This window comes from Brevibacterium sp. GP-SGM9 (assembly GCF_047300845.1).
Lineage (GTDB): Bacteria > Actinomycetota > Actinomycetes > Actinomycetales > Brevibacteriaceae > Brevibacterium.
Map to the genome: position 1 here is coordinate 3,285,615 of NZ_CP178563.1, position 16,472 is coordinate 3,302,086.

General features: G+C 66.8%; 17 protein-coding genes. 7 read left to right on the top strand and 10 right to left on the bottom strand.

Annotated elements, in window-relative coordinates:
* Window positions 1-73 precede the first annotated feature (73 nt).
* The 4 genes from mscL to ACH82I_RS14735 all read right to left on the bottom strand — a co-directional run bounded on the left by mscL (window position 74) and on the right by ACH82I_RS14735 (window position 2,813).
* Window positions 74-538: a large conductance mechanosensitive channel protein MscL gene (mscL, locus tag ACH82I_RS14720; RefSeq protein ID WP_230744606.1), complete on the bottom strand. Its 465-nt coding sequence runs from the start codon at window positions 536-538 to the stop codon at window positions 74-76.
* A 216-nt stretch (window positions 539-754) separates the two neighbouring features.
* Window positions 755-1,384 carry an SAF domain-containing protein gene (locus tag ACH82I_RS14725; protein ID WP_413333649.1) on the bottom strand — a complete coding sequence of 210 codons (630 nt, stop codon included), beginning with the start codon at window positions 1,382-1,384 and terminating at the stop codon, window positions 755-757.
* Window positions 1,385-1,611: 227 nt separating this feature from the next.
* A complete protein-coding gene (locus ACH82I_RS14730) occupies window positions 1,612-1,956 on the bottom strand; it encodes an FmdB family zinc ribbon protein (RefSeq protein WP_230744608.1) in 345 nt (114 codons plus the stop codon).
* A gap of 137 nt (window positions 1,957-2,093) precedes the next feature.
* Complete coding sequence (locus ACH82I_RS14735; RefSeq protein WP_230744609.1) at window positions 2,094-2,813, bottom strand: 5-formyltetrahydrofolate cyclo-ligase; 720 nt, start codon at window positions 2,811-2,813, stop codon at window positions 2,094-2,096.
* A 46-nt stretch (window positions 2,814-2,859) separates the two neighbouring features.
* On the opposite strand from ACH82I_RS14735, the gene galU reads away from it, so the two are divergent.
* From galU to ACH82I_RS14750, 3 genes are all read left to right on the top strand, one after another.
* Window positions 2,860-3,762 (top strand): UTP--glucose-1-phosphate uridylyltransferase GalU, encoded by a 903-nt coding sequence (galU, locus tag ACH82I_RS14740; RefSeq protein ID WP_230744610.1) that lies wholly within the window; start codon window positions 2,860-2,862, stop codon window positions 3,760-3,762.
* Between the two features lie 102 nt (window positions 3,763-3,864).
* Window positions 3,865-4,449 carry a GNAT family N-acetyltransferase gene (locus tag ACH82I_RS14745; protein ID WP_230744611.1) on the top strand — a complete coding sequence of 195 codons (585 nt, stop codon included), beginning with the start codon at window positions 3,865-3,867 and terminating at the stop codon, window positions 4,447-4,449.
* 129 nt (window positions 4,450-4,578) lie between these two features.
* Window positions 4,579-6,561 carry a hypothetical protein gene (locus tag ACH82I_RS14750; RefSeq protein ID WP_230744612.1) on the top strand — a complete coding sequence of 661 codons (1,983 nt, stop codon included), beginning with the start codon at window positions 4,579-4,581 and terminating at the stop codon, window positions 6,559-6,561.
* Window positions 6,562-6,633: 72 nt separating this feature from the next.
* Here ACH82I_RS14750 and ACH82I_RS14755 read toward each other — a convergent pair whose 3' ends face one another.
* Window positions 6,634-7,152, bottom strand: coding sequence for a putative immunity protein (locus tag ACH82I_RS14755; RefSeq protein ID WP_230744613.1), 519 nt, complete (start codon window positions 7,150-7,152; stop codon window positions 6,634-6,636).
* A 7-nt stretch (window positions 7,153-7,159) separates the two neighbouring features.
* Window positions 7,160-7,999 (bottom strand): IclR family transcriptional regulator C-terminal domain-containing protein, encoded by an 840-nt coding sequence (locus ACH82I_RS14760; RefSeq protein WP_230744614.1) that lies wholly within the window; start codon window positions 7,997-7,999, stop codon window positions 7,160-7,162.
* A gap of 193 nt (window positions 8,000-8,192) precedes the next feature.
* On the opposite strand from ACH82I_RS14760, the gene shiA reads away from it, so the two are divergent.
* Window positions 8,193-9,557: a shikimate transporter gene (shiA, locus tag ACH82I_RS14765; protein WP_413333653.1), complete on the top strand. Its 1,365-nt coding sequence runs from the start codon at window positions 8,193-8,195 to the stop codon at window positions 9,555-9,557.
* Entirely contained in the window at window positions 9,557-10,594 is a 1,038-nt protein-coding gene (locus ACH82I_RS14770; protein ID WP_413333655.1) for a zinc-dependent alcohol dehydrogenase, read from the top strand. The genes shiA and ACH82I_RS14770 overlap by 1 nt, the downstream gene beginning before the upstream one ends.
* Window positions 10,595-10,808: 214 nt before the next feature.
* Here ACH82I_RS14770 and ACH82I_RS14775 read toward each other — a convergent pair whose 3' ends face one another.
* Window positions 10,809-12,266, bottom strand: coding sequence for an NAD-dependent succinate-semialdehyde dehydrogenase (locus ACH82I_RS14775; protein ID WP_230744617.1), 1,458 nt, complete (start codon window positions 12,264-12,266; stop codon window positions 10,809-10,811).
* 77 nt (window positions 12,267-12,343) lie between these two features.
* Window positions 12,344-13,033: a MerR family transcriptional regulator gene (locus ACH82I_RS14780; protein ID WP_413333657.1), complete on the bottom strand. Its 690-nt coding sequence runs from the start codon at window positions 13,031-13,033 to the stop codon at window positions 12,344-12,346.
* Window positions 13,034-13,129: 96 nt separating this feature from the next.
* Between ACH82I_RS14780 and ACH82I_RS14785 the strand changes: the two genes are divergently transcribed.
* Complete coding sequence (locus ACH82I_RS14785; RefSeq protein WP_413333659.1) at window positions 13,130-13,642, top strand: DUF2306 domain-containing protein; 513 nt, start codon at window positions 13,130-13,132, stop codon at window positions 13,640-13,642.
* A 59-nt stretch (window positions 13,643-13,701) separates the two neighbouring features.
* Here the strand turns inward: ACH82I_RS14785 and ACH82I_RS14790 are convergent, their stop codons facing one another.
* On the bottom strand, window positions 13,702-14,028 hold the full coding sequence (locus ACH82I_RS14790; RefSeq protein ID WP_413333661.1) for a GNAT family N-acetyltransferase: 327 nt from the start codon (window positions 14,026-14,028) through the stop codon (window positions 13,702-13,704).
* Between the two features lie 241 nt (window positions 14,029-14,269).
* Here ACH82I_RS14790 and ACH82I_RS14795 point away from each other — a divergent pair, with 241 nt between their 5' ends.
* On the top strand, window positions 14,270-14,857 hold the full coding sequence (locus tag ACH82I_RS14795; RefSeq protein WP_413333663.1) for a GNAT family N-acetyltransferase: 588 nt from the start codon (window positions 14,270-14,272) through the stop codon (window positions 14,855-14,857).
* 72 nt (window positions 14,858-14,929) lie between these two features.
* Here the strand turns inward: ACH82I_RS14795 and ACH82I_RS14800 are convergent, their stop codons facing one another.
* Window positions 14,930-16,333 carry an SLC13 family permease gene (locus ACH82I_RS14800; RefSeq protein ID WP_413333664.1) on the bottom strand — a complete coding sequence of 468 codons (1,404 nt, stop codon included), beginning with the start codon at window positions 16,331-16,333 and terminating at the stop codon, window positions 14,930-14,932.
* Window positions 16,334-16,472: the final 139 nt, after the last annotated feature.

Here is a 16,472-nt window from a genome sequence, read left to right on the forward strand (position 1 = left end):
CATCTAGGCGGCCGGGGCCGTGAGTTCGACTCACACGCTCCGGCTGACCGAGACGATCAGCAGCCGAGGCCGTTCAGTGGCGTGGTGGTTCGTTCGGATCCACGGGGGTACCCGAGCTGGCAGGTCCCTCGGCGGGACCGGCCGGGCTGGCGGCCTGGTTGCGGAGGATCTCGCGGATGTCGCCGAGCAGGTCCTCGGTGGTCGGAGGAACTTCTTCCTCCGGGGCTCCGCGCTTGCGCAGTTCGTTGAGCTTGTTCATCGGGACGATGATGATGAAGTAGACGATGGCGGCAACGATGAGGAAGTTGATCGCCGCGGTGATCACAGCACCGAGGTCGATGGTCGTCTCAGGCACGTCCGGCTTGATCTGGAAGGACAGAGCCGGACCTTCGGCACCGCCTACAGCCGCGATGAGCGGGTTGATGATCTTGTCGGAGAACGCCGTGACAATGGCGGTGAAGGCTCCACCGATGATGACTGCGGTTGCGAGTTCGACGACATTTCCCTGGAGAATGAAGTCTCTGAAACCCTTAAGCATTAGAGGCACCCTTTCGGCGTATCTGCAAACAGTAATGCGTTTGGAATTATTCGATTACGTGTCAATAGTACACACTGGTAACTGGCTGGGACAGGATTCGCTGGCGAGTCTTTCGACTGCGAACTGCGGGTGTCTCTCGGCACGCGCGGTCTGACCATGATGGTCAAAGATGATCGATTGAGCACCAGGCGAGCCGGTGGCTCTCGGTCCGGAATCTCAGCCAGGCAGAATCGCGAAGCTGATCGGCATGCCGGCGAATTCCGCAATCCTCCCGGCATCGGCCGAAGATAATATCACCGAGACAAGCTGCCCTGATTCCGAGGCAATTCCCTCGGGCTTGTCGACCAGCCGAGCTATGGTCACTTCCTCGACCACGACCTCGGAACCTCCATCGGGCAGAGATGAGAACAGTCTGATGTGCTGCCCTGGCTGCAGCAGAGCGGCCGAGGCATCATCGGCCAGACGCACCGGCATGAGCAGATCGGTGCTGCCCTCGGGCAGCGCCTGCTGATCGAGCACGATCGCCCGGGTGATGGGCGAGCCCTTTGACAGTCCCGCCGATGTCCGCCTCTGACCGACCTCGGCGACCGAGGTGAAGGCCTTATCGGGCACGAGTCCGCTCGGGAAATCGATGAGCACGAGGTCCTGGGCGCTCAGCTCGGAGCCCGGCGGCAGATCCTTCTTCGCCACGACGACCGCGGTGCCCGACTCTTCGGGAGTGAACATCCAGACGACGAGCGCGCAGGCGCACGCGAGGCAGATGGCCGCGATGATCCGCTGCGGCCGGATCCGAGTCGAGCTCGACCAGCCGGAGAGGCGATCCCGAAAGCGCTGCACGATACCCATGGACGCAGACTCGCTGAGCGCCGCGATGTTCGGCAAGGACGAAAATCGAGCCTGTGGACAGAGCGCGGCCGCCCACAGCGGGAATACGCGCAAGTCGGGAGTTATCCACAGGCGCGGACGGGACCTGAAAGAGCGGACCGGGCACTGCTGGCAGAGTCACAAAACGCTCCGCCGCGAGGACGTTCGAAGCTGACCTCACATGCGGATGGAGGAAGCGGCGGGGCGGCTCAGTTGGCCGCTGGAGTGCTCGCAGACGAGCCGGAGGCGGCAGAGGAAGACGAAGAGTTCGAGGACGATGAGGCCTTCGAACCGTCCTTCGCCGAGGACGAAGATTCCTTCGATGAAGAGTCCTTGTTGCCCGAGTTCGCGGAGGACGAGACGGTGCTCGAGCTGCTCGCGCGGGAGTCTGTGGCGTAGAAGCCCGATCCCTTGAAGCTGATTCCCACGGTGCCGAAGACCTTCTTCAGGCGTCCCTGGCATTCCGGGCAGACGGTGAGCGAATCGTCACTGAAGTCCTGGTGGATATCAAAGGCGTGACCACAGCTCTTGCAGGCGTAGGAGTAAACGGGCATTCGAGACCTTTCTTCGACGAATAGATTATAGTGCACAACCGTCGACCCGATGTACACAGGGTTATCCACAGGGCGGCGCACGGCAGTGGACATCCTCGTTGTTGCGCCACAGGCTCGACCGCGCTGCGCCGGCAGTCTCAGAACCGGTGCACGCCCTCCTCGGTGACGGCAGCGTCGATGCGCAGGTCCCATCCCTCGGCGGCCAGTCCAGACAGACCGAGCTCCTCGGCGAAGCAGACTCCATAGACCGGAAGGTCCCGGCCGGCCAAGGGGGCCTCGCCCTGCGGACCGAACGTCCGATCGTAGAACCCGCCGCCGTTGCCCAGGCGGGCCCCTTCGATGCCGAATCCCAAGGCCGGAACGAATGCCAGGTCGAGGGCCACCTCGGCGCTCAGCAGCTGCTCACCGTTGAGCAGACCCGTGGTGCCGGGCTCCGGCTCCCGGATTCCCCACTTCCCGTGCGGTGCCAGCGCAGCCATCGACCCGGTGACCCGGCCGAACTGCAGTGCCTGGCCGACCGCGGTGACCACGGGCAGAAACACGGTGCCGCCGCGGGCGAGGAAACGGTCGATGGCCGCATCGAGGCTCGGCTCGCCAGGCAGGCCGGCGTAGGCCAGCAGCGAGCGGGCCGAGAGGTCCTCACCCGCCCACGACGATTCGATGAGTGCCCACACGGAATCGGCCACGGTCGACGACCGCCCAGCAGCCTCCTCGACGCCGGCGGGTCGCCCCGGAACCGCCTCGGTGCGGTCTGTCGGGTTCGGAACCGCTGCCTCGTCGCGGGACTCACGGGCACGTGCGGCACGGGCGGCGCGGATATCGGCACGCAGCTGTGCCTTCGAAGTTTCTGGATCCACGCGTTCAAGCCTATCGGCGGCCCAGACTTTGGTTAAGATGAAACGCATGAGTGATGAAGTGCAGCGCACAGTTCGCAAGGCCGTGATCCCCGTCGCCGGCCTGGGAACTCGCTTTCTCCCCGCGACCAAAGCCACCCCCAAAGAGATGCTCCCCGTCGTCGACAAGCCCGCCATCCAGTACGTCGTCGAAGAAGCCGTCGATGCCGGCCTGCAGGACGTCCTCATGATCACCGGTCGTAATAAGCGTCCGCTCGAGGATCACTTCGACCGCGTCGACGGACTCGAGTCCGCGCTGGCGAAGAAGGGCGATGACAGGAAGCTCGCCGCCGTCCGCCATGCCTCCGAACTGGCCGACATCCACTACGTCCGCCAGGGAGACCCCAAGGGACTGGGCCACGCCGTCCTCAAGGGACGCCAGCACGTCGGCCATGAGCCCTTCGCGGTCCTCCTCGGCGATGACCTCATCGACGAGCGCAGCCCGATCCTGCCGAAGATGATCGAGGTCGCCGAGAAGACCGGCGGCAGCGTCGTCGCACTCATGGAGGTCCCGCCCGAGGCAATCCACCTCTACGGCTGCGCCGCGGTCGAGGCGACCGAGGACGAGGAAGTCGTCAAGGTCACCGGTCTGGTCGAGAAGCCGGCCACCGACGAGGCTCCGTCGAATCTCGCGATCATCGGCCGCTACGTCCTCGCCCCGGAGATCTTCGACGTCCTCGAACACACGGAACCCGGACGCGGCAACGAGATCCAGCTGACCGATGCCCTCCAGGAACTCGCCGAGGACACGAACGGCAACGGCGTCTACGGGGTCGTGTTCAAAGGCGCCCGTTACGACACCGGCGACAAGCTCGACTACCTCAAGGCCGTCGTGCAGATCGCCAGCGCTCGTGACGATCTCGGCGCCGAGCTCAATTCCTGGCTGAAGGAATATGTCGCCACGCTCGACTGAGAACCTGGAGTGCTCAGCCCGTCGAGCAGACGTGGCCCGTCGAGCAGACGTGGCCCGTCGGGCAGATGCGGCCCGAAATAGTCCGAGAGCGGAGGCAGCCGTTTGTGGCCGGTCATCCTGACTGATCGACAGTCCGACATCGTGCTGCGTCCGCTCCATCGACGCGACGAGTCCCAGTGGCGCGAGGTCCGCCGGCACAACCGCGACTGGCTGCGCCCCTGGGACGCGACCCTGCCGAATCCGGGTCAGGAGCTGCCCGGGTTCCGGGCCATGGTGCGTATGCACGATAAGCAGGCCAAACGTGGACAGTCAGTGCCGTTCGCCATCGAAGTCGGCGGCGACTTCCGCGGCCAGCTCACCGTTACGGGGCTGACCTGGGGCTCGATCCTGTCCGGACAGATGGGCTACTGGATCGACTCCCGCGTCGCCGGCCGCGGCATCACGCCCGTGGCCGTGGCGATGGCCGTCGACCACTGCTTCTTCGCCCTCGGCCTCCACCGCATCGAGATCAACATCCGCCCCGAGAACACAGCGAGTCTGCGCGTGGTCTCCAAGCTCGGGCTCCGTGACGAAAGCGTGCGCACGCGCTATATGCACATCGACGGCCAGTGGTGCGATCACCGCAGCTTCGCGATCCTCGCCGAGGAGGTACCGCAGGGGCTGCTCGCCGCCTACCGGTACGGCTAAGGCGGCTGAGGGTTCCTGTCGAGGATTCGCCGCAACGGCACCTGGGAATTGTGTGAACTTGAGGGCAGTTTGACCGACACACCATCGTCGTTCACGACCGAGTCGAGGTGTGCGCTCTAGGGTTGCAATGTGGACACCAGTATCATCGTCGTCATCGCCATCGTCGTGGTCTTCGCCGTTGCTGTGCCCGCAATGATCCGCAAGTCCGCGACCGAGCTCTCGCGCGTCGAGATCGACACCGTCCCCGATGAGGCGACGGTCATCTCCGCCGAGGCGCAGAATCCCTGCCGCAACGAGGGGCAGCGGACGGCGGTCTTCCAGCCCGGAGGCACGAGGAAACCGACCGTTCCCCGCCCGAATGTCGCACCGCAGTCGCAGGCTTTCGCCCTGCGGCTTTCGGCGCCCGCACCTGAATTCGCCGTCATCGACGGACTCGCCGATGATTCGGCCGCCACGAATCCCGACGCCGAGGCGGACGCCGCGTTCCAGCCCAGCGCCCTCCCGGCGGCGGTCGGTGAGTCCCGCCCGCTGCTCGGTTCGGCGATCAATGAGGCCGCGATCGGGTCGAGTGCCGACGGATCCGCCGGAAACGTCCGCATGCTTCACCCCGCCGTGCAGGCGGTGTTCAATCAGGGGCCGTCCGGAACCGGCACGCCGGGGCCCGGCGGAGCCGGACACAGCGGGTCCGTGCACGCCGGGTCCATACACGGCGCCCCCACGTCCTCCGGCAGCTCGAGCGCGCGCGGTGCTTCCAGCACTCGCCGAGTTCCCCGAGCCGCCGAGGCGGCCGCGACCTCCCGTGGACACGCTTCCGCATCGCGGGGCGGTGATCGCCCCGGCGGGGGAGCGGGCGAGTCGACCGAGCGAGGCCCACGCAATTCCAATCCGAAGCTCACAGCCGATGAGGAACATTCGATGACTGAGAAAGCTGCGCAGCTGCGCGAGTCCATGAGTTCACTCGGAGCCATGATCAGGGGCTTCGCACTGCTGTTCCTCGGCTCTGTGCTCGGCATCCTTGTCACCGGCGTGCTCGCGATGTTCTCAGTCGTCCACATCGCACTGGTCGGCGTGCTCTTCGGACTCGCCGTCGTCTCCCTCGTGATCGTGCGGACCCTCAACCTGCGCAAACGCGAAGTCAAGGCGCGTCTGCGCGAGGCAGAGCAGACTTCCTCCTCCGGTTCGAAGACCCGCCGGTCGCCTGCTCCGGCACCAGCGGCCACGACCGAGAGAGACACGACGCCGGCAGCGAAGCCGCAGAGTCCTGTTGCGAAGCAGGGCTCCGCGACTACTGAGCGCGCGGCCTCGGCCGCCGCGAAGAAGACCGGATCGGCCGCGACGAAGAAGGCCGCGCAGGCTCGGGCGGCGATGCAGCACACCGCCACCGCCAAACTGGCTCGCGAAGAGGCCGACACCGGTGAGATCCCACTCGTGCGGGTTCGCAACGAGGCCGCCGAAGGCCACACCACGCGGCAGGTTCTGCTCACCGGACCGATCCCGATCGTCAAAGAGCAGGCGGCCGAAGCCGACACTGCTCCCGAGACTGCAACCTCCGCCGATTCCGCATCCGAAGGCAAGAACGCCGCCGATGACGTGAAAGATCAGAGCGACGCGAAGACCGACGAGGACACCTCCTCCGCCCACGAAGAGGCGTTCGCCGCCCGCACCGCCTCCCTCGGCGCCGACCTCGCGCCGACCGCCGAGACCGGCACCGCCTCGGCGAACGAGGACGAGGTGCACGCCGCGCTCGACGCCGCCTCGCCCCGCGTGGATGACCCGTTCATGCAGCGGCTGAAGTCGCGTGACGGCTGGTCGCCGACGCCCCTGCCGGTGCCCAGCTACGTCGAGGCCGCGCATATCGAACACCCGGTCCCTGAGGCGACGGCCGCCGATGCGAGCTCGTACGAGGCCCGCTCATACGAGTCCTACGAGATGCAGGCCCGCAGCCGTGAGGACATCGCCGCGCAGTTCGCCGCAGAGCTCGGATACCGTCCTGAGCTCAGCGACTCGGCGCGCGAAGAGGGCCCGCTCGAACACGGACGCAAGGCCACTCGCACGCGCAAAACCGCTGACCTCGGCGCCGTCAACGACGTTCTGGCCCGCCGCCGCGCCTGAGGCAGTGTCTGAGCCGGCAGCGGAACCGGCCGCCATCGTGGAGTGCACCGCCGCCGCGCCTGAGCCGGCGGTTCACTCCGCCTCGTCGAACACCGACCAGCAGATCGCATTGCGTCGAGCCTGATCCTGAAGCACCAGATCTCTGATCGCCTCCGGCAGCTGAGCGCGCTGCCAGTCCCGTTCGGCACGTCCGGCCGCCGGGTCCGTGGCCGGTCTGCCGGCTCGGGCCGCCTTGATCGCATAGGCCGCGGCTCCCAGGTCATGCTCGGCGACGTGCCCGACACAGGCCGCCTGACCGGCCGCATAGGCGGCGAACCGAGGGGCTCCGCTGAGGGGACGCGCCGCACCCATGGCATGACCGCCGGTGGCCCGTGCCGCTATCATCGCCATCTCCCCGGCCGCCCAGGACCGAGCGGCGGCGATGGCCGCACGAGGCCGATCGTCGTCGGGGCAGACGGATTCGAAGAGTGGCAGAACGTGCTCGGCGCAGTCGGCGGCCCACCTCGCGAGCTGAGCGTGATCGGCGTCTGTCAGCGTTCCACCGCGCCGGATCGTGACCATCCGCGGGTCGCGGACCTCAGGCAGGATCATCAGCGACTTACTCCGTGCGTCCGCCGAAGTCCGAGTGTCCACCGAAGTCCGAGTGTCCACCGAAGTCCGCACGTCCGCCGAAGTCGGCGGCGATCGCCTCGGCGACCTGCTGAAGTTGGGGGACGAGATCGTTCTCGACGGAGAGTCCGCGCAGATGCGAGGTGTGCAGGGAGACGTTGAGGGCGGCCAGAGTCTCGTCTCCGCGACGGACGGGCACGGCCAGGCCGCGCAGACCGTCGTCGAGCTCCTGCGAGACCAGACACCATCCCTGCTCGCGGATCCGCCGCAGCTCCTCGCCGAGCTCTTCTGCCGAGGACACCGTGTGGTCGGTGAAGGGCGAGATCTCGACCCGTTCGAGGAACTGCTCCTGGAATGACTCCGGGAGCTCGGCGATGAGCATCCGGCCCATCGAAGTCGCCCAGGCCGGGAGCCGATTGCCCAGGTTGATCGTCACGGCGTGCAGCCTCGGCGCGGCCGCCCGCGCGATGTAGACGATCTCATCGGCATCGAGAATGCTCAGCGTCGCCGACTCGTCGAGGTCGAGCGCCAACTGGTGGAGATGAGGCCCGGCGATCTTCGGCAGGTCGAGGCCGGCGAGGAATCCGGCACCGATGTCGAGCACCCGGGGCGTCAGGGAATAGTGCGACCCGGCAGCGCGGACATACCCGAGATCGACGAGGGTGAGGAGGAATCGTCTCGCCGCGGCACGGGTCAGCTCGGTCGCCTCGGCGACCTGCGAGACCGTGAGCTCGGCCGAGCCGCCGTTGAAGGCCAGAAGCACGGCCAGGGTCTTCTCCGCGGACTTGACGAAATGATCGCCGCTCGGGGGCTGCTGTTCGGAACTCATCGTTGACTTCACCTCTCCAGACTAACGGTCGGCCGCCTCAGACCAACGCTCGGCCACCTCGGCGAGCATATCTCAAGTTGTGCGTATAGCGCACGACTGTACGTCATGTGCACAGCGTGTTACTGTGATCTGCGTCAAGGACGATCGCGCAGCAGAAGCGGGATGCACACGGAACCATTCGAAGGAGAATGTCATGTCCACAGCGGAGAACCGGGTGCCCGGAGCCACCGCCGAACTGCGGCGGGCGCGTCGTGCGGCCGCCGGATCATTCATCGGGGCGGTGGTCGAATGGTATGACTTCCTCCTCTACGGAATCGTCGCAGCCCTCGTCTTCGGAGAACTCTTCTTCCCCGGCTACAGCGCCCACGCGGGCACCCTCGCCGCCTTCGCGACCTTCGGCGTCGGCTTCATCTTCCGGCCACTGGGCGGAATCATCTTCGGCCACTTCGGCGACCGGCTGGGCCGCAAGTCCATGCTCATCTGGACGATGACGATCATGGGTGTGGCCACCGCCCTGATCGGATTCCTCCCGACTTACCAGTCCGTGGGCTGGCTGGCCCCGGCGCTGCTCGTGCTCCTGCGCTGCGTCCAGGGGATCGCCGTCGGCGGCGAATGGGGAGGCGCGGCCCTCATGGCCGTCGAGAGCGCCCCGCCGAAGCTGCGCGCCTTCTTCTCCTCCGGTGTCCAGATCGGGTACTCCTTCGGCCTGCTCCTGGCCACCGGTCTTGTCGCGATGCTCAGCAGCAACTTCTCCGAGGAGGCCTTCCTCACCTGGGGCTGGCGGATCCCCTTCATCGCCAGCGCTCTCCTCGTCCTCATCGGCCTGTGGATCCGGTCCGGCGTCGAAGAGTCCGAGGAATACCTCGAACGGGTGAAGAACGCGAAGGAGGACAAGACGGCGAAGCTGCCGATCCTCGAGGCATTCAAACGCTTCCCCGCGCAGATCTTCCAGATCGTCGGCCTGCGGTTCATCGAGCTGCTGACCATGTACATCGTCACGACCTTCGCGCTGTCCTACTCCACCGATGAGCTCGGCCTCGACAGGCAGGTGATGCTCAACATCACCCTGCTGGTCGGCGGACTCGGCATCGTCACGATCCCCGCCTTTGCCTACCTCTCCGACCGTTTCGGACGCCTGCGGGTCTACCTCACCGGCGGGATCATCGGACTCCTCAGCGCCGTCCCCTTCTTCCTCGCGCTCGAATCCGGCAACCTCGTTGCGATCATCATCTTCGCCGTGCTGCTGATCAATATCGCCCACGATGCCGTCGTCAGCGTCCAGCAGCCTCTGTTCGCCGAGATGTTCAGTCCCGAATTCCGCTACAGCGGAGCCGGGGTCGGCTATCAGCTGGCCAGTGCGATCGCCGGCGGGTTCACTCCGTTCATCGCCACCTTCCTCGTCGGAGTCGGCGACGGCTCCTGGTACCTCGTCGCCGCCTATCTGGCCGGCGGCTGCCTCATCTCGATCGCCATCGCGCTCTACCTCATCCGTCAGTGGCAGGTGGCCCGGAGTTCCGAGCCGGCAGTCGTCTCGACCGCCGCGGCAGCGCAATCCTGATGCGCTCGGCCGAGATCACCGCACCCGGCCGGGTGGAGATCGTCGGCCGGCCGCGTCCGCAGGGCCGCCTCGGCGCCGGGGAGGTCCGCGTGCGCATGCTCGCGGTCGGGATCTGCGGAACGGATCTCGCCCTGCTCTCGGGGAGGCGGACGCCGCCTGAGCATCCGTGGCGGCTCGGTCACGAGGGGATCGGTGAGATCGCCGAGGTGGGGCCCGGGACCGTCGGTCTCACCGTCGGCGACCGGGTGGCGCTCGAACCCAACATCACATGCGGGGACTGTGAGCACTGCCGGCGGGGAACCACCTCGGCGTGCCTCGTCCGGCGCAGCGCCGGTGTGCTCACCCAACCCGGATTCCTCGCCGAGGTGATCGACCATCCCAGCGAATTCTGCCACCGGATCGACCCCGCAGTGCCGCTGGAACGCGCGGTGTGCGCGGAGCCGCTCGCCGTGACCGCCGCAGCGATCCGCCGGTCGCAGGTGCGCGTCGGTGCGGAAGTCCTCGTCATCGGGGCCGGCGCCCAGGGGCTGCTGTCGATCAGCATCCTCATCGCCCAGGGCCATCGCCCCTTCGTCAGCGAACCCGACCGGCGGCGGCGTGAGCTGGCCGTCGACCTCGGCGCCCGGGTCTTCGAACCCGGTCTCAGCCCGGCGCCCGAATTCGTCATCGATGCCGCAGGTGTGCCCGAGGCGCTGGGCTCGGTCGTTCACCATCTGGCGCCGTTCGCCTCGGTGACGCTCGTGGGGGAGGACCACCACCACCTCGGCGCCTCGAGCTTCGACATCGTGCAGAAGCAGCTGCGCATCGCGGGCTCCTTCATCTACGAACACCCGCAGGACATGGCCGCGGCAGTGAACCTGCTCGCCGAGGTGCGAGCGGAGCGGATCCTCGCCCCGGCGACCGCGCTTGAGGACCTGCCGGGGTTGCTGGGTGGACAGGATGCAGCGCGGGACGGGAGCGCACCCGCAGCTCCGGCCGGCCCGGCTGGTCGCGCCGGTCCGGCCGGGATCAAACAGTGGGTCGACCTGAGGCGCTGAGCTCACGCCTTCCAGCGTGCGAGGCTGAGCCCACACCCTTCCAGCGTGCCAGAAGGCCGTGTGCCATGAACTTGTCCATGACACACGGCCTTCTGATGTACAGTAGCCGGCCGCTGTGCTGTGGCAGCGACAGTGGCGGCCGCGCCGCGGGCGGGCTGAGGGGAATCTCCGGGAGGATCAGCCCCAGCCCAGCCCCAGCCGGCCCGCAGTCGGCTCAGGCGCGGGGCGTGGCCACGTACTTGGTTTCGAGGAACTCGTCGATGCCGACTCGTCCGCCCTCGCGGCCGAGGCCCGACATCTTCACGCCGCCGAACGGAGCCGCCGGGTTCGACACCAGACCGGTGTTGAGCCCGACCATGCCCGCCTCGAGACGCTCGGCGAGTCCGAGGGCACGTTCGAGGTTCTCGCTGAAGAGGTAGCTGGCGAGACCGAACTCGGTCTCATTGGCGAGTTCGATCGCCTCGTCGTCGGTCTCGAAGGTGACGATCGGGGCCACCGGTCCGAAGATCTCGGTCGTGCGGATCTCCGAATCGGCCGGCACGTCGGTGATCACGGTCGGATCGAAGAAGAAGCCCTTGCCCTCGATCCGCTTGCCGCCGGTGACGACCTTCGCGCCCTTGGACACGGCATCGTCGACGAGGGAGACGACCTTGTCGAGGGAATCCTGATCGACCAGAGGTCCGACCTCGGTGCCTTCCTCGAGGCCATTGCCGACCTTCATCGCTCCCATCCGCTCGGCGAGCTTCCGGGAGAACTCCTCGGCCACGGACGCATGGACGAAGAGGCGATTCGCGGCGGTGCAGGCCTCGCCGCCGTTGCGCATCTTCGCAAGCACCGCACCGGTGACGGCCTTGTCGAGATCGGCGTCCTCGCAGACGACGAACGGAGCATTGCCGCCGAGCTCCATCGAGGTCTTCATGACATTGTCGGCGGCCTGCTTGAGCAGGCTGATGCCCACCTCGGTGGAGCCGGTGAACGTGATCTTGCGGGCGATGCCCGACTCCATCCACGGGGTGACCACGCGGCGAGCGGACTCGGAGGTGACGATGTTGAGGACACCGGCGGGCAGGCCGGCCTCATTGAGCACATCGACGAGCATGAGCGAGGTCAGCGGTGTCAGCTTCGCCGGCTTGAACACCATGGTGCAGCCGGCGGCGATGGCCGGGCCGATCTTGCGGGTGCCCATGGCCAGCGGGAAGTTCCACGGGGTGACGAGGATGCAGGGGCCGACCGGTTCGCGCGAGACCATGAGGCGGTTCTTGCCGTCGGTGGACTGCATGAAGTCACCGCTGACACGCACCGCCTCCTCGGAGAACCAGCGGAAGAACTCGGCGCCGTAGGTGACTTCGCCCTTGGACTCGGCGAAGGGCTTGCCCATTTCGGCGGTCATGACCGCGGCGATGTCATCGGCGCGGTCGATGAGCAGCTCGAAGGCACGCCGCAGGATCTCGGCGCGTTCGCGCGGCGGGGTGGCGGCCCAATCGGCCTGGGCATCGCCCGCGGCTCTGATGGCGTCCTCGGCATCCGCGGCGGATCCGTCGGCGACGGTGGTGATGAGATCACCGGTGGCAGGGTTCAGGACATTGATGGTCTTGCCGCCCTCGGCTTCTCGCCACTGGCCACCGATGAACAGTCCGGTGTTGAGCTTGTCGATGATCGGGGTGATGTCCACGACGGATCCTCCTTGATCGAAGAATGGACTCGGCCGCTCCCGGAGGCTGTCGCCCGGGTATCGCAACCATGACCAGTCTAGTCTCCGGGGACGACGCGTGCCGCCGCCGAGATCGACGCGTGCACGAGTGCGCTCGCCGAGAGCAGCAGCCGGTTGTGAAGGGTGACCCCGCGGATCACCTGCAGGCAGATCTCGTCCCGACTGAGCTCGTCGCTGATCGGCGCGGTGTTCATCCGGGCGATGGTCTCGAGAGCGTGCAGGTGGGTGAGCACGGTCTCGCGCCCGACCTCGTATCCGACAGCGAAGAGCGCGGCCAACGCTGCGGCGACCGACCCGCGAGCGGTCGGGGAGATGTCCGGGAGCTCGAGTTCGGTGAGTGCGTCAAGGACGATCGCGTCGAAATCCCGCCGAGGTGGCTCCGCCTCGGCGCTGTCCGACTCGGTGCTCCCCGCGTCGTCCGAGACGACCAGACTCCCTCCGATGCCCGCCGCCGACCGCAGTGCGAGCCGCTGGCACTCACCCATGAGTTCGATGGTCGGCAGCGACTGGTCGTCGATGAAGGAGCACAGTCGCGCGATCGCCTCGATCGGGGTGTCGAGCTCCCTGCGCAACCAGCCGATGAGGGCTAAGCGATGGAGATGGGCCGAGCCGTAGATCGCCGTCGTCGCGTTCCGCTTCTGCCCGGGCGGCAGAATCCCGACGTGGATGTAGTACTTGATGCTCGCCGTGGACACGGCGGACGCGCCGGCCAGATCGCGAAGTCTCATCGTCGTCCTCCCGCACGCGGATCGGAGCATCGGATAGTGCCGGGGCCTCCGGCTATCTACGTTGCACGGTTTGGTTAGCGGTCCTATCTTAGTCCCATGACAACGACGTTCATCGTGATCCACGCGCTCTCGGCATCCGGGGTCATCCTGCTGGCACCGCTGCAGATCCTGCGGCGGACCAAGGACCGGCGCCACCGCTTCATCGGGCGCTCGTGGGTCGTGCTGATGTACGCGGTGTGCGTGAGCGGGATGTTCATCTATACCCTCACCGGCTCATTCACGGTCTTCCACGCCCTGGCCATCTTCACCTTCTGCACGACGACTCTGGGAGTGATCAACATCCGCCGAGGACGGGTCCGCAGCCATGTCTTCAACATGGTCGGATCCTGGCTGGGGGCGATCACGGCCGGGGCCTTCGCCGCCTTCGTCCCCGGTCGGGTGATCCCCGAGGTGGCGGTCGAGGATCCGATGCTGCTGTGGACCATCATCGCCGTCGTCGTTGTGCTGACGACGTTGTGGGCAGTGTACGTGCTGCGCTTCGTCCGCACCGACGAGCAGAGGTTCGCCGGAAGTCCGGCTGCAGCCGAAGCCGAACCCGAAGCCGTCTGAGTCCTGAGACCCGAGCCCCAAGCCCCGAGACCTGAGCCCCGAGACCTGAGCCCCGAGCCTTAGGCCACGTACTTCTCGAACTCCGTGTTCTTCTGCAGGAACCCCTTGACGTAGGAGCAGGTGGTCCGGAACGTCAGCCCCGCCTCGGCGGAGGTCTCGAGTGCGAAGCGGACCAGCTCGGCGGCGATGCCGCGTCCGCCGTAGCTCGGGGACACCTCGGTGTGGGTGAAGGCGCGCACCGCCGACTCGGCGGTGTCATCGGGGCTGGCCGCGCGGTCGATGTAGTCGACGAGACCGATGACCTTGCCCTCGTGGGACACGGTGAATCGCGAACGGTCGGCCTCCTCGGCGAGGGTGTACGTCTCTCCGGAGATCTCAAGTTCCATGGTCGCTCCTCACGGTTGCCCGCCGATGCCGGCCGAAGTGTCGGCCGACGATATCGGACGGCAGATGCTGCGGTCCTGACAGGTGACACTATAGTTGCGGGCGCGATCGAGCCGCTAACCTGGTGGGAAACGCTCTGTGGCGGGCCACCGCTGTGGGGCGTCCCCTCGCCCCTGCACACCTAACCACTTAGCGCCCTAGCCCCTTACCCCTACCTAGCCCCATTCTCAAGGAGTCGGTTCCATGTCCTCTCAAGCCCCGGTCACCATGGTCGATGCGCACGAGCTGATCCTCCACGAATCGGGGTTCGAGGTCGCCGAACTCACCGAGGCCGATATCGACGACTACGTCGCTCTGGTGGCGTCGGCCTACCGTGGTGAGCAATCGAAGAACGGCTGGACGACCGAGGCGGACCTGCTCAGCGGGCAGCGCCTCGATGCGGAGATGGCGCGGGAGATGCTCGCCGAGACTGACTCGATCATCCTCCTCGTCCGCTCCGCCGCGGGGCACGCCGTGGCCAGTGTGTACCTGCGCGAACCCGTCGACGGAGTCGCCTACCTCGGAGTGCTCGCGGTGTCCCCGCTGGGTCAGGGTCAGGGTGTGGGATCGGCGCTGATGAACCTCGCCGAGGCGTGGGTGGCCGAACGCTGGAATGCGCACTCGCTGCGGATGAGCGTGATCAACAAGCGCACCGAACTCATCGCCTACTACGAACGCCGCGGCTACGAACGCACCGACGAGGTCGAGCCCTTCCCCTACGGGGACGAGCGCTTCGGGGTGCCGCTGGTCGACGACCTCGAGTTCATCGTGCAGGTGAAGACCCTGGGGTGACCCGCCCCTCGCCGAAGGAACGGCTGCCACACGTTCCGGAACGGCGGTCAGACCCGCCTGAGGAACGGCTGCTCAGAAGAACATTGCGGGGATGACGAGGCCTCCGACGAGCACGATCGGGCCGATGATGACCATCGACATGCCGAACTTCACGAGCAGGCGGGTCAGCCGTTGCTTGTGCTCGGTCGGCGCGGTGGCGACGACCGTGGCACCCAGCGTCGAGAACGGGGAGACGTCGACGACCGCCGAGCACACACCCAATGCCGCGATGAGCGCCCAGCCGGGGACTCCGCCGGCGGCGATGAGCGGCAGTGCGAGCGGGACGAGCGCGGCGAGGATGCCCGTCGTCGAGGCGAAGGCCGAGACCAGACCGCCGACGATGCAGAGGACGAAGGCCGCGATGAGCGGGGAGCCGATCGATTCGGCGCCCTGACCGAGCAGGTCGACGGCGCCCATGTTCTGCAGCACTCCGACGAAGGTGATGATCCCGCCGACCAGCAGCACGGTCGACCAGTCGATCTTCGGCAGCGCGGCCTTGCCGGTCTTGGGATCGACGAGTGCGAGGATCGCAGCGAAGAGGAAGCAGAGCAGTCCGATGTCGGGGTCGTTGCCGAGAGCGGCGAGGACGACGACGGTGGCGATGAGGCCGACCATGAGGATGACGGTGAGGATCTGCACGAACGAGAACGGACGCGATTCCTCTGCGGGTTCCGAGTGGGAGGAGTCGAAGAGAGCTTCGTCCTCCTCGTCTTCGCCGAAGGCCACGGTCGTCGCCGAGGCGGAGCCGCGGGAGATCCGCTCACCGGCCGCGGACTGAGCCGACTCGGTTCCCGCGGCACCCGTGCCGAGTCCACCCGCGGCGCTCGCCGCGGATTTGCGGCCGAAGAGGTTGCGCCCGTACATGAAGTAGGCGAAGACGAGCATGAGCAGGTAGGTCACGACGGCGATGGCGAAGAGCAGGAACGGCGAGAGCTCGATTCCGGCGTTGTGGGCGGTGCTGTAGGTGACGATGCCGTAGAGGCTGGTCGGCGCGAAGCCGCCCGCGCCGATCGCGAAGCAGATCGCTAGTCCCATGAGCGCATAGTCGACCCCGTACTTGCGGGCCACCTGCATGCCCACGGGCATCATCACGAGTCCGGCCAGCGGTGCGCCCATGGCGGCGATGCAGCCGGTGATGACGAAGAACACGGCGGGCAGGAGCACGGCCGAGGAGCCGACCTTCTCGAGAGCCCAGTCGATGATCCGGTCGACGGTGCCGTTCTCCTGGGCGATGGCGAAGAAGTAGGTCACTCCGGCCAGCAGGATCATGATGTCGAGGGGGAACTCGGCGATGATGTCATCGACGACCATGTCGGTGAGCAGCAGTCCGGTTCCGGCGGCGCCGACGAGCATGAGCACGCCGATCTGCACCCCGCGGATCGCGCCGATGGCGAAGAGTGCGACGAAGATGAGCAGGGCGATTATCTGTAAGAGCATGACTCCCCGATGAGACTGAAGTGAAGCTGGGCGAATCCGGTTGATTCGCTGTGTGACACTACCAGCTGCCCCCGCTCGGTCACATGCGGACGCGTCCGAGCGCTCGGAATTTCCCGTTGAACGGCACTGCGCTGGCCTC